Origin of the sequence: Marinobacter sp. ST-43, assembly GCF_030541085.1 — a bacterium.
Lineage (GTDB): Bacteria > Pseudomonadota > Gammaproteobacteria > Pseudomonadales > Oleiphilaceae > Marinobacter > Marinobacter nauticus.
In genome coordinates this window covers 83,237-97,010 of the sequence record NZ_JASSVO010000004.1, presented here as the reverse complement: position 1 = coordinate 97,010, position 13,774 = coordinate 83,237, and the positions used below count along the sequence as shown (strand labels likewise).

Below are 13,774 nucleotides of genomic sequence, written 5' to 3'. Positions count from 1 at the left end.
ACGGGCATCAGTTATCCTCAGTCCGATGTTGCTGTTCCCAAAGACGGGCGTAATGACCATCGCGGGCCAGCAACTCGTGATGGCTGCCACTTTCGACAATCCGGCCCCCGTCCATCACCAGAATGCTATTGGCATCGCGAACTGTGGATAACCTGTGGGCAATCACCAGGGTAGTACGCTGGTGGCTGACCTCTTTCAGGGCACCGAGGATGGCCTGTTCGGACAAGGAGTCCAGGGAGGAGGTTGCCTCGTCCAGGATCAGTATTGGCGGGTTCTTCAGGATAACCCGGGCAATGGCCACCCGCTGTTTTTCGCCGCCAGACAACTTGAGGCCGCGCTCGCCGACTTTCGTTTCGTAGCCTTCTGGAAGACTGTGGATAAAGTTTTCCAGATGGGCCATTTTCGCCGCCCGGTACACCTCTTCCTCGGTGGCCTCAGGCCGGCCATAGGCCAGGTTTCGGTAAAGGGTGTCGTTGAACAGCACGGTATCCTGCGGCACCACACCGATGGCCGAACGCAGGCTGTCTTGGGTGACCGATCGGATATCCTGGCCATCAATCCGGATTGCGCCCTTATCGACTTCGTAGAAGCGGAACAGCAACCGGGCGAGGGTAGATTTGCCCGCGCCGCTGGCGCCCACCACCGCCACGGTGTGGCCGGCGGGAATGGTAAAGTTCACATCCTGCAGAATGGGACGGTCGGGCCGGTAGGCGAAGTGGATGTGTTCAAAGCGCACTTCACCGTTATCCACAGCCAACGGCCTGGCATCCGGCGCATCCTGGATTGCCGGCTCATCACCCAACAGCTTGAACAGCCGCTCCACATTCACCAGCGCCTGGCGGATTTCCCGGTAGACAAAGCCCAGAGCATTCAGGGGAATGAACAGCTGGATCAGGTAGGCGTTGATCATGGTGAAATCACCCAGGGTGATTTCACCGCTGGCCACTTCGCCCACCGCCATGGCCATAATGACGATCAGCGCCACGCCGATGATCAATGCCTGGCCAGCGTTCAGGGTGGCCAGCGACAGGCGGTTCTTCAACCGAGCCTTTTCCCACTCATCCAGGTCCTGATCGTAAAGCTCGGCTTCATAACGTTCGTTGTTGAAGTATTTGACGGTTTCGTAGTTGAGCAGGCTGTCGATGGCCCGCGAGTTGGACTGGTTGTCCCGGGCATTGGCTTCCCGCACGAACCTGGTTCGCCACTCGGTGATCCTGATAGAGAACACCACATACACAACCACCGCCACCAGAATGGCGACGACATACCCGACGTTGAACACCACCAGCAGGATGCCCGCCACCAGCAGGATTTCCAGGATGGTAGGCACAATGTTGAACAGGGTGAAGCGCAGCAGAAAGCTGATACCGTTGGTGCCGCGTTCAATATCCCGGGCCAGGCCACCGGTTTTACGGTCCAGATGAAATCCCAGTTCCCTCTGGTGCAGGTGTTCAAACACCCGCAATGACACCCGCCGCATGGCCCGTTCCGCCACCCGGGCAAACACGGCATCCCGCAGTTCGCTGAACAGGGTGGCGCCAAAGCGCAGGCTACCGTAGGCCACCACCAGCACGACCGGAATCCACAGCAGCATGTCGGCACCGCGGTTCTGGTCCAGGTAGTCGACAATGTATTTCAGTGCCACCGGGGTGGCGACGGTGGCCAGCTTTGCCAAGACCAGCATCGCCATAGCCAACGCGACCCGCCCCCTGAATTCCAGAAGATACGGCCACAGCCCGGAAATAATCGACCAGTCTGGCTTATGATCGGCGGGGTAGTCGTTGTCGGCGTAGGCTCTCAATGCAATATCCTTGAACTTTTGGAGATGTCGAGCGCCCGAGATGGGGAGCCTTTCCGGGACACGCTGTAAATACATCCCTGTACGCTCGACAAAAGCCATCCCTGGCTTTTGACGGTCCCGGAAAGGCTCCCCATCCCGTGCACTCTTGCTAACAGCTATGATACGTCTTCATCTGAGGACAAATCGTAAAAGAAACGGCTTAATTAAACTTTGATCGATCAGGAGAGTGACCATCAGCCCCAACCATCGTAAAGCTCTAAGACTTGTCATCGAGTTTATCAGTCCCTATCGACGCGCGGTTGTAGGGGCACTGGTGGCACTGGTTATTACTGCCGGCATCACTCTTGGTCTGGGCCAGGGCCTGCGCATTCTGGTCGATCAGGGCCTGGCCACGCAGTCTCCGGAAAACCTCGCCAAAGCCATCGGCCTGTTTTTCGTGCTGGTACTCGGCCTGGCCTTTGGTTCGTTTGCCCGATTCTACCTGGTGTCCTGGATTGGCGAACGGGTGGTGGCAGATATTCGAAAACGGGTATTCAATCACCTGATCGATCTCACGCCCAGCTTCTTTGAACAGAACCGGGCCCTGGAGATTCAGTCCCGGTTTACGGCTGACACCACCGTACTGCAATCGGTGATTGGCTCCACCGTCTCCATCGCCCTGCGCAACACGCTGATGCTTATCGGCGGGCTCATTCTTCTGTTTGTCACCAACGCCAAGCTGGCCAGCATCATCCTGCTGGGATTTCCGCTGGTGATTGCGCCGATCCTGTTTTACGGCCGCCGGGTGCGGGCGCTGTCCCGACTGAGTCAGGACCGGGTGGCGGATGTTGGCAGTTATGTCGGGGAGAATCTCAGCCAGATCAAAACCGTACAGGCCTTCAATCATCAGCCTCACGACCGCCGCTATTTCGCCGAGGTTTCTGAAAAAGCCTTCGATATTGCCCGGCAACGGATTCGGCAGCGCGCCTGGCTGACCACATTGGCGATTTCCCTGGTGATGGGCGCCGTCGGTATTGTCATCTGGATTGGCGGGCTGGATGTGATTCATGGCCGAATCTCACCGGGTGAGCTGGCAGCCTTTGTGTTCTACAGCCTGCTGGTGGGGGTCGCGGCTGGAGCCATCAGTGAGGTGATTGGCGAATTGCAGCGCGCCGCCGGTTCCGCAGCTCGCCTGTTTGAGCTGCTGCAGACCGAGCCGGAGCGGCGTCCCGAGACAGGAACGGACCGGCTTCCGGGCACAGTGACCGGTGCAATTACTCTGGATAACCTGAGCTTCAGCTACAGCGGGCGCACGGAACGGCCAGCGCTTGCCAGGGTCTCTCTGGAAATCCAGCCGGGTGAAACCCTTGCCCTGGTCGGACCGTCCGGTGCCGGTAAATCCACGTTGTTTGATCTGCTACTGGGTTTCTATCCGCTACAGGACGGTTCTATCCGGTTGGAGGGCATAGACACCGCCAAGGTTCCACTGGCTGACCTGCGACGGTGTTTCGCTCTGGTGCCGCAGAATCCCGCCCTGTTTCATGGCACTGTCGCCGATAATCTGCGCTACGCCCGGCCCGAGGCCAATCAGGCTGAGATCGAGCAGGCCGCCCGTATTGCCCACGCCCACGAATTTATTCAGGCCCTGCCACAGGGTTACGACACGCCCCTGGGTGATGCCGGCCAGGGCCTTTCCGGTGGCCAGAAACAACGACTGGCGATTGCCCGTGCGCTGTTGGCCGACGCTCCGATTCTGCTGCTTGATGAAGCCACCAGCGCCCTGGATGCGGAAAGCGAGCACCTGATTCAGCGGGCCATGCCGGCGCTCACGGAGGGCCGGACTACCCTGGTGATTGCTCACCGGCTGGCAACGGTGCGGGATGCCGACAGGATCGCGGTATTTGACGAAGGCCGACTGCTGGCAGTGGGCAGTCACGACCAGTTGATCCGCGATAACCCGCTGTACCGGCGCCTGGCCAGCCTGCAATTCCGGGACACCGGGAGCCAGACAGAACACTGAGTGCCCCGTTGGTCGGTTTGTGTGTTGGGTGCGTACTCCCTACACTGGTACTAGAAATTCCTAATCCTGACACAGGGAGACACGCAAAGTGAGCAACAAAGAATTGCAGGCACTCAAAGAGCGATACGTCGCCGCGGGCGCAGCAAGCCCCAATGATCAATTTGCAGATCACGCCCTGAACGCAGAGGTCTGGGACGCAGATGGCAAACGCATGATCGATTTCGCCGGCGGTATCGGCGTATTGAACATCGGCCATCGACATCCCAAGGTGGTTGAGGCCGTCAAGGCGCAGCTCGACAAACTGATGCACACCTGCCAGACGGTGATGCCCTACGAGGGCTACGTGAAGCTGGCCCAGAAACTGAGCGAAGTGGTGCCGGTAAAAGGCCACGGCAAGGTCATGCTGGCCAACTCCGGCGCCGAGGCATTGGAAAACGCGGTCAAGATTGCCCGCGCAGCCACCGGCAAAAACAACGTTATCTGTTTTGACGGCGGCTACCACGGCCGCACCTTCTTCACCATGGCCATGAACGGCAAGGCCGCCCCTTACCAGACCTCCTTCGGCCCCATGCCCGGCCTGGTGTACCGCGCGCCTTACCCGGTGCCTTACCATGGCATTTCCGAAGAAGAGGCTCTGCGGGGCCTGGCGATGACCATGAAAGCCGATTCCCCGGCCCACGAAACCGCCGCCATCGTACTGGAGCCGGTTCTGGGTGAGGGCGGTTTCTACCCGGCACCGACAAGTTTCCTGAAAGCCATCCGCAAGATCTGCGATGACAACGACATCATGATGATCGTGGATGAAGTGCAAAGTGGCTTTGGCCGCACCGGCAAGCTGTTCGCCATCGAGCACAGTGGTGTTGAGCCGGACATCATGACCATGGCCAAGTCCATGGCCGATGGCATGCCTATCTCTGCCATTGTCGGCACCGACAAGGTGATGGACTCCTCCGGCCCGAACTCCCTGGGCGGCACCTACACCGGCAGCCCCACTGCCTGTGCCGCAGCTCTGGCGGTGTTTGATGTGATCAAAGAAGAAGACATCCTTGGCAAGAGCCAGCGCCTGGGCGAGAAACTCAGAGCCCGGTTCGACCAATGGCAGGAGCAGTTCACCCATGTGGACAACGCTCGCAATCTGGGCCCCATGGCGGCCTTTGAGCTGGTGGAAAGCAAGGATAGTCACAAGCCCATGCCAGAACTGGCCGGGGCCATTACCAAGAAGGCAAAGGAGAAAGGACTGATCCTGCTGAGTTGCGGTATGCACGGCAACACACTGCGGTTCCTGATGCCGGTGACCATCGAAGACGAAGTGCTGGAAGAAGGGCTGAATATTGTTGAGGAATGCCTGAAGGAAGTGGGCGCCTGAACCAGGCGGTTACGTCTGACTTCCTATTCGTCGTATACTGCCGGAAGCTCTTTCCGGCAGTTTCCCCCCTCGGGTTCTGCCGTTGATTCACCGATCAGGCGGTAACCATGACGTCCCAGAGTAATTCTCCCACTCCCGACCACCAACCCAGACCCTGGATCGATCTGCTGGTCAGTATCATCATTCCCTCGGTGATTCTGATGAAGTTCAGTGGTGACGAACACCTGGGCAGCGTCAATGCACTGATCATCGGCCTGGCGTTTCCCCTCGGCTGGGGCCTGTTCGAGCTGGTGCGCTACCACAAGAAAAACTTCATCGCCTTGCTGGGCCTGATCAGTGTCGGCCTCACCGGCGGCATTGGTTTGCTGGAACTGGATGCCGGCTGGCTCGCCATCAAGGAAGCGGCCGTGCCCGCCGTCATTGGTCTGGCGGTACTGGTGTCTACGCGCACCAGGTACCCCCTGGTCCGTACTCTGCTTTATAACCCGAATGTGCTGGACGTGGACAAGATTCAGGCCTCACTGGAAGAAAAGAACTGCGTGGAGGAGTTTGAAGGGCGGCTACTTAAGGCCAGCTATTTCTTTGCCGGCACCTTCCTGTTCTCGTCCATCATGAATTATGTGCTGGCGAAATGGATTGTGGTGAGCCCTTCGGGCACCCAGGCCTTCAATGAGGAACTGGGCCGCATGACCCTGGTGAGCTATCCGATGATTGCCATCCCCTCCATGGTGATGATGATGCTGATCTTCTATTACCTCTGGCGCACCATCCGACGCCTGACGGGGTATACCCTGGAAGAGGTGATGGCGCCACATCTGATTGAAAAGGAAAAAGAAAAGGAACGGAAGAGGGCAGAGTCAGGGTCCTCGAAATAGGTTATTACAACACCGGTTTCCGGGTTCCCCGGACACCCATAAAAAACGGTGGCATCCTCAAGGAGCCACCGTTTTTTATTGCCAACAAGGTTGGTCTGATCAGATATCCAGGTTGGTCACTTCCAGCGCGTTGCTCTGGATGAAGTCCCTCCGTGGCTCCACATCATCCCCCATCAGTGTGGTGAAGATCTGGTCCGCGGCAATCGCATCCTCAATGGTGACCTTCATCATCCGGCGGGTTTCCGGATCCATGGTGGTTTCCCACAACTGATCCGGGTTCATTTCACCCAGCCCCTTGTATCGCTGGATGTTCAGGCCACGCTGGGCTTCCTTCATCAGCCACTCCAGGGCGCCCTCGAAGGACAGCACAGACTGCTTGCGCTCGCCACGCTGGATGTAGGCGCCATCCTCAATCAGCCCCTCCAGGGTCTCGCCCAGACGGGCAATGGCCCCGTAGGACGAAGACTCGAAGAAGTCATGACTGAACACATGCTCATGGGGAATGCCATGCACAAAGATGGTGACTTTGGGCAGGTACAGGCCCCGTTCCTCATCGCGGGTAACGGAGAAGGTGTACTTGGTGCCCGTGCGGGTATCCAGATCCAGACCTTCACCCAGGCGCGCCACCCAACGGGCCACTTCAACCTCTTCCTTCAGGTGTTCCGGCTTGAGCGTACTGTTGTAGACCATCTGCTGCAGTACCTTGGCCGGATAGGCCCGGGACAGGCGATCGATCATCGCCATCACTGCCTGATAATCCTTCACCATGGTTTCCAGGGCGGAATCCTTGATGGCCGGTGCTTCCGGGTTCACATACAGCTGGGCGCCTTCCAGGGCCGTCTGGGTCAGATAGGCTTCCTTCGCCTTCTCGTCCTTCAGGTATTGCTCCTGTTTGCCACGCTTGACCTTGTACAGCGGCGGCATGGCAATGAACACATGGCCGCGCTCGATGATTTCCCGCATCTGGCGGAACAGGAAGGTCAGCAGCAGGGTACGGATGTGTGAACCGTCCACATCGGCATCGGTCATGATGATGATGGAGTGATAACGGAGTTTGTCCGGGTTGAACTCTTCGCGGCCGATGCCACAACCCAGTGCCGTGATCAGAGTGCCAACTTCCGCGGAAGACAGCATCTTGTCAAAACGGGCTTTCTCGACGTTCAGGATCTTACCTTTCAGGGGCAGGATGGCCTGGGTCTTACGATCACGGCCCTGCTTGGCACTGCCACCCGCAGAATCACCCTCCACAATGAACAGTTCGGAGAGGGCAGGGTCTTTTTCCTGGCAGTCCGCCAGCTTGCCGGGCAGGCCGGCAATGTCCAGGGCGCCCTTACGGCGGGTCATATCCCGGGCCTTACGGGCTGCTTCCCGGGCACGGGCCGCTTCGATCATCTTGTTAACGATCTGCTTGGCTTCGTTGGGTTGCTCCTGCAGGTACTCCGCAAAGCTCTGATACAGTTCCTGCTCCACCGCCGTCTTCACTTCCGAGGACACCAGCTTGTCCTTGGTCTGGGAGGAGAACTTGGGATCGGGCACTTTCACACTGATGATAGCGGTCAGGCCTTCCCGGGCATCATCACCGGAGGTCGCTACCTTGGCTTTCTTGCCCAGGCCTTCATGATCAATGTAGTTGTTCAGAGAGCGGGTCAGTGCTGCCCGGAAACCGGCCAGGTGAGTACCACCATCCCGCTGGGGAATATTGTTGGTGAAGCAGTAGATGTTTTCCTGGAAGGCATCGTTCCACTGCATGGCCACTTCTACCGCAATGCCATCTTCCCGCTCACGGTTGAAATGGAAGACACGGTTGATGGCCGTCTTGTTGGTATTCAGGTGCTCAACAAAGGCCCGCAGACCACCTTCATATTCAAAAATCTCCTCCTTGCCTGAACGCTCATCCGTCAGGCGGATACGCACACCACTGTTCAGGAAAGCGAGTTCCCGCAGGCGCTTGGCCAGGATGTCGTAATGGAACTGGATATGAGTGAAGGTTTCCGGAGAGGGAATAAAGTGAACCTTGGTACCGGAGGCATCGGTTTCACCGACTTCGCCCAAGGGCGCATTAGGTACACCGTGGGTGTAGCTCTGCTCATAGACCTTGCCATCCCGGCGGATGGTGAGGGTCAGCGAGGAAGACAGGGCGTTGACCACAGACACACCCACACCGTGCAGACCGCCGGAGACCTTGTAGGAGTTGTCGTCGAACTTACCGCCGGCATGCAACACAGTCATGATGACTTCGGCGGCCGAAACACCTTCCTCTTCATGTAGATCGACCGGGATACCGCGACCATTGTCTTTTACGGTAATGGATTCGTCCGGGTGGATGATGATGCCGATTTCAGAACAGTAACCAGCCAGAGCCTCATCGATGGAGTTATCCACCAACTCAAAGACCATGTGATGCAGGCCGGTGCCATCGTCGGTATCACCGATGTACATACCGGGCCGTTTACGCACCGCGTCGAGTCCTTTGAGGACTTTGATACTGGAGGAATTGTAGTTCGATTCACTCATTAAAAGAGACTCCTGGAGGTGAGCCCAGCCCTGGCGACAGACACGATCATTCGCGAACCCGCCCGGCTCAGCTATTCTTCCGTCAATTGTCCATGTTCCACGTGGAACATTCTGTATTCAGGTGTATCCCCATCGTGCCACAACGTGTCCGGTTCCGGATGCTCAATGGAGGTGATAAACACCTGACAACGCAGTTCCTGTAAGTTGCGAGCCAGCATAACGCGATGACGAACATCCAACTCGGCGTTGATATCGTCCAACAGAAACGTCACCTGTTTGCCAAGATCACTCAACACCTTGCCCTGAGCAATCTTCATCAGGATCACCAGTGTCTTTTGCTGCCCCCGCGAGAACGTTTCCGCCACCGGACGACCACCAAACTTCAGACGGATATCCGCCCGGTTCGGGCCGTACAAGGTGTGGCCCATCCGACGTTCTTGTTCACGATGGTTGACCAATACTTCGGTCAACGCTGTGCTTCGATCCCAGCCCGGATAAAAGTCCATCTTCAGACCTTCCACCCAGGGCGCATCCAGCTCCGCCAACACCGATTCAAAAGCGATCTTGAAGCGTTGGAAAACAGTTTGCCGGATGTCACTCAACGACTCCGCCAAGGCGCCGTACTGGGAATCCCAGACCCGCATCAACGATTCGTCCAGTCTACCATTTCTCAGCATTTGATTCCGCTGTGACGTGACTCTCTGAACCTGTTGCCACAGGGAAGAAAAGGAAGGTTCCACGTGGAACACTAACCAATCCAGAAACTGCCGACGCTTACCCGGGCCACCAGCAACAATGTCGAATACCCCGGGATCAATGACCGAGACCGGCAGATGCATCGCCAGAAACGAAAGACTGCGAACCGCCTCACCATCTACCCGCAACTGGGTTTCCTTGAGGCTGACATCCCGGGAAATACCAATTCTGTGCTCAACCTTCTCTGAAGACTCTTGCGCCAACAGACCTGAATCCAGTGCCCCGAAGACAGTCAGTTTCGATTGCCCATGAGCCACGACTGCCTGATGCCGGCTGACCCGAAACGACCGACCAAGACCCAGATAGCCAATCGCTTCCAGAACACTGGTTTTACCGCTGCCATTGGCGCCATAAAGAAGATTGAAGGACGGTGAAAATTCTACAGGCGCAGATAACAGGTTTCGGAAGTGCTGTGTCTGGAGTTTGACTAGCGCCATAGGTTAACGGAGTGCTCAGGCTGAAAATTCGGACGACCAAAACGAGAAAGGGCGATACCGTTTCCGATATCGCCCTAGTGTACTAGAAACCCCGGTAGACCGGTTAATGAAGCATGGTTAGCCGCTCGTCCATGAACACATCCATCTCTGGCGCCAGGATGTGAACATAGCGGTCGAAATACAAGAACTGCTTGAGCAGCAAGGCGAATTCACGGGGGAAATGCAAACCATGACTTTCGCCAACCTTTACCATGTCCATCAGGATATTATTCACGTCGTCCTCGGCCTGTTCCGCTTGATAGGGCACATCATCCGGAACCATACGATCCATCTGACGATACAGACGCTGAAGATCCGCAGACAGATCGTCCACCCGCACGGTGTGCCGGGTGACGCCAATCCGGATCATGGCGTCGGCCATACCATCAAAATTGCCCACCATAATCGCGGAAATGAAATCACTCACGGCCTGCCAGGTATCCGGTCTGATACGCCCGACAATGCCGAAATCGATAAAACCAACCCGACCATCCTCAAGCACCATCAGGTTACCGGCATGAACGTCTGCGTGAAAAAACTCGCATTGGGTCAGGCTGGCAAACCAGGTGTTCATGGCGGTTATCAATGTCCGCTCCGGATCACGGGAAAAGCCTCGAATACTCTCAAGATCCGTTAATGGGACCCCGCGGAAACGTTCCATGGTCAGAATCCGGCGAGTACTGCAATGCTCGTACACCCGCGGCACGGTCGCATCTTCATTGTGAGTATTCTGCAAAAACTCCCGGAAGACTTTCAGGTTGTTGGCCTCTTTGATGAAATCGCATTCTTCCATCATGGTTTTCTGGATTTCATCAACAATGCCGGACATGGAGGTCCAGGACAGTTTCGGGGCCAGCGTCTCGAGCATTCGGGCAGACAGGTAAAGGAAGTTGAGGTCCGTCAGCAGAATGTTTTCCACACCCGGCTTCTGAACCTTGATCACCACTTCTTCACCCGTTACCAGGCGAGCAGCATGAACCTGGGCAATGGATGCCGAAGCCAGTGCAACCGGATCAATTTCCGAATACACCTGATCAATAGGGCGACCAAGCTCGTCCCGGATGATCTTCTTGATTACGCTGAAGGGAAGGCTCGGGGTCTTGTCGAGGCAGAACTGGAACTCCTCCACATATTCCTTCGGGAAAAAGGTCGGCGAGCTGGCAATAAATTGTCCCAACTTGATGTAGGTTGCGCCCAGGCTTTCGAAGGTCTGCCTTAAAAGTCTCGGGGCAGGGGGCCGATCGCCCCGAACCCAGTTTACCCCGGTGCGGCCAAGCACAGACAGGGTCTGACCGATCCTGAACGCGCCTTTGATTCCATTCGTTACAGCACCCATAGAGCCCTCCAAACCTGATTACAGTCGCATCGGCATGACAACATACAGGCAGCGGTTGTCGTTCTGAGCCTCAATCAGCGCACTGCTGTTGGGATTCGACAACGTAATCTTCACCTGGTCATCATCCAGTGCATTCATGACATCTACCAGATAGCCTACATTAAACCCGATCTGCAGTGATTCGCCCTGATACTCCACCGGCAACGCATCTTCAGCCTGTTCCTGATCAGGGTTATTGGCGAACACCTGCAACTGGTTGGGAGAAAGGTTCAGGCGCACACCACGGATGTTCTCGTGCGACAGAATGCCCGCCCGCTGCAGGGTACTTTTCAGCGTTGAACGATCCGCCAGTACGGTTTTGTCACCGCCTCGCGGGATCACCCGGTTGTAATCCGGGAACTTGCCTTCAATCAACTTGGAGGTAAAGGTATAGCTGCCCACCGTCGCCCGCAGATGATTGTCACCGATGACCAGCGTAACCGGCGATTCTTCATCATCCAGAAGCCGGGCCAGTTCCAGTACACCTTTACGAGGCACAATAACCTGCCGCAACTCCGGACACCCGGTATCCAGATCGAACTGGGCCATGGCCAGACGATGACCATCGGTAGCCACAACCCGGGCATGATTAACATCCACTTCCAGCAACAACCCGTTCAGGTAATAACGCACATCCTGCTGGGCCATAGCGAACGCAGTGGCATCCAGCATGCGACCGAGCTCTTTCTGGGGTAATGCCAGGCGGAAGCTTTCCGGCTCATCTTCGACATTGGGAAAGTGCTCCGCTGGCAGCGTCGACAGGGTGAAGTGGGAATTGCCAGAACGCAGATGCAGACGATCGCCTTCCAGTGCCAGATCGATAGGCGCCTCATCCCCCAGAGCCCGGCAGATATCAGCCAACTTCCGCGCCGGAACCGTGATACGACCAGGCTGATCCACATGGACTGGTGCTACCCGAGCCACCAGCTCCACTTCCATATTGGTACCGGTCAGTGTCAGCGTATTGTCTTCCGCTTCCAGCAGGACGTTGGACAACACCGGCATGGTCTGTTTCTTTTCCACAACGCCCGCGATGCTTTGCAGCGGGGTGATCAGTGATTCACGGCTGATGGTCAGTTTCATGGCACTCGGCTTCAGTTATCGGAAGTGAATGTATGTGTTGTTCGTACGGGCCACCTTCAATCAGGTGGTCAGCAATCTCATAAAATTCTGATAATCCTCACGGATACCGGGATCGGTTTCCTGCAATTCAACAATCTTTTTACAGGCATGCAGAACGGTGGTGTGGTCACGCCCACCGAACGCGTCGCCAATCTCCGGCAGGCTATGGTTGGTCAGTTCCTTGGCCAGGGACATAGCCACCTGGCGCGGCCGGGTGACTGTGCGAGTGCGGCGTTTGGACAGCAGATCCGCGACCTTGATCTTGTAGTACTCAGCCACCGTGCGCTGGATATTATCGATGCTCACCTGCTTTTCATGCAGGGCCAGAAGATCCTTGAGGCTCTCACGGATAAACGGCGGGGTAATCTCCGAGCCAGTGAAGTGAGCATTCGCTATCACCAGACGCAGCGCCCCTTCAAGCTCACGAACGTTTGACCGGATTTTCTGTGCAATAAAGAACGCGGCCTCGCTGCTGAGTTTCACATTGGCCTGTTCCGCCTTCTTCATCAGGATCGCCACCCGTGTTTCCAGTTCCGGAGGCTCGACCATCACCGTCAGGCCCCAGCCAAAGCGGGATTTCAGCCGCTCCTCCATATCAGAGATTTCTTTCGGGAAACGGTCACAGGTCACGATCACCTGCTGGCCACCTTCAAGCAACGCATTAAAGGTGTGGAAAAACTCCTCCTGAGAGCGTTCCTTGCGGGCAAAAAACTGGATATCGTCGATCAGCAACGCGTCCACCGACCGGTAATACCGCTTGAATTCATTGATCGCGTTCAGCTGCAGTGCCTTGACCATATCGGCCACAAACCGTTCAGAACGCAGATAGGCCACCTTCGCGCGCGGGTTGCGGCGCACAATCTCGTTGCCAATGGCGTGCATCAGGTGGGTTTTACCCAGGCCCACGCCGCCATAGAGGAACAGCGGGTTATAGGCGCCACCGGGGTTTTCCGCCACCTGCATGGACGCAGCCCGGGCCAGCTGGTTCGATTTACCCTCGACAAAGGTATCGAAGGTGAAGGTTTCGTTGAGAAAACTCTGGTGTTTGATATCACCTTCTACCTGCACCGGACGGCGCTCGGTCTGGGCCTTGGGTGCCGGAGCGGCCATCGCTCTTGGCGCCGAATCGGAAACGGTAGCGGCAACACTTCTTTCTTCTTCAGTAACGGTCTGCTCAGTTTCTTCCGAGACCCGGACCGGCGGTGCCACTTCAGAGCGAACCACCGGGTCCGCAGGCTTGGGCGCAGAGCCCACTTTCATCATGACTCGTGGCGCCTGACCACCATTCAGATCCTTCAAGACTTCTTCTATACGGTGGAGGTATTTCTCGTTGACCCAGTCCATCACAAACCGGTTTGGAGCGAACAGCATGAGCTGCCCCTCCCGATGATCAGACTGAAGAGGTCTCAACCAGGTATTGAACTGCTGTGCGGGAAACTCATCCCGGAGTACTTCAAGACATTGATGCCACATACTGTTCGGCACGACCG

The 13,774-nt window shown here is 56.7% G+C and carries 9 protein-coding genes; 3 read left to right on the top strand and 6 right to left on the bottom strand.

The features are described from left to right. Positions 1–7: 7 nt before the first annotated feature. A complete protein-coding gene (locus QPL98_RS08035) occupies positions 8–1,801 on the bottom strand; it encodes an ABC transporter ATP-binding protein/permease (protein WP_303293066.1) in 1,794 nt (597 codons plus the stop codon). Between the two features lie 226 nt (positions 1,802–2,027). Between QPL98_RS08035 and QPL98_RS08030 the strand changes: the two genes are divergently transcribed. The 3 genes from QPL98_RS08030 to QPL98_RS08020 all read left to right on the top strand — a co-directional run bounded on the left by QPL98_RS08030 (position 2,028) and on the right by QPL98_RS08020 (position 6,041). Then, a complete protein-coding gene (locus QPL98_RS08030; protein WP_286714204.1) occupies positions 2,028–3,800 on the top strand; it encodes an ABC transporter transmembrane domain-containing protein in 1,773 nt (590 codons plus the stop codon). An 88-nt stretch (positions 3,801–3,888) separates the two neighbouring features. Then, positions 3,889–5,166: an aspartate aminotransferase family protein gene (locus QPL98_RS08025; protein ID WP_023011917.1), complete on the top strand. Its 1,278-nt coding sequence runs from the start codon at positions 3,889–3,891 to the stop codon at positions 5,164–5,166. Between the two features lie 107 nt (positions 5,167–5,273). Next, positions 5,274–6,041: a VC0807 family protein gene (locus tag QPL98_RS08020; protein ID WP_011783587.1), complete on the top strand. Its 768-nt coding sequence runs from the start codon at positions 5,274–5,276 to the stop codon at positions 6,039–6,041. Positions 6,042–6,140: 99 nt separating this feature from the next. Here the strand turns inward: QPL98_RS08020 and gyrB are convergent, their stop codons facing one another. The 5 genes from gyrB to dnaA form a co-directional block, all read right to left on the bottom strand. Further along, entirely contained in the window at positions 6,141–8,555 is a 2,415-nt protein-coding gene (gene gyrB / locus QPL98_RS08015) for a DNA topoisomerase (ATP-hydrolyzing) subunit B (protein WP_023011916.1), read from the bottom strand. A gap of 71 nt (positions 8,556–8,626) precedes the next feature. Further along, positions 8,627–9,748, bottom strand: a complete 1,122-nt coding sequence (gene recF / locus QPL98_RS08010; protein WP_014419999.1) for a DNA replication/repair protein RecF — start codon at positions 9,746–9,748, stop codon at positions 8,627–8,629. Positions 9,749–9,851: 103 nt separating this feature from the next. Further along, a complete protein-coding gene (locus QPL98_RS08005) occupies positions 9,852–11,123 on the bottom strand; it encodes an AarF/ABC1/UbiB kinase family protein (protein WP_023011915.1) in 1,272 nt (423 codons plus the stop codon). Between the two features lie 18 nt (positions 11,124–11,141). Continuing rightward, positions 11,142–12,245, bottom strand: a complete 1,104-nt coding sequence (gene dnaN, locus QPL98_RS08000) for a DNA polymerase III subunit beta (RefSeq protein WP_023011914.1) — start codon at positions 12,243–12,245, stop codon at positions 11,142–11,144. Between the two features lie 60 nt (positions 12,246–12,305). Beyond that, a complete protein-coding gene (gene dnaA / locus QPL98_RS07995; RefSeq protein WP_031211714.1) occupies positions 12,306–13,769 on the bottom strand; it encodes a chromosomal replication initiator protein DnaA in 1,464 nt (487 codons plus the stop codon). Positions 13,770–13,774: the final 5 nt, after the last annotated feature.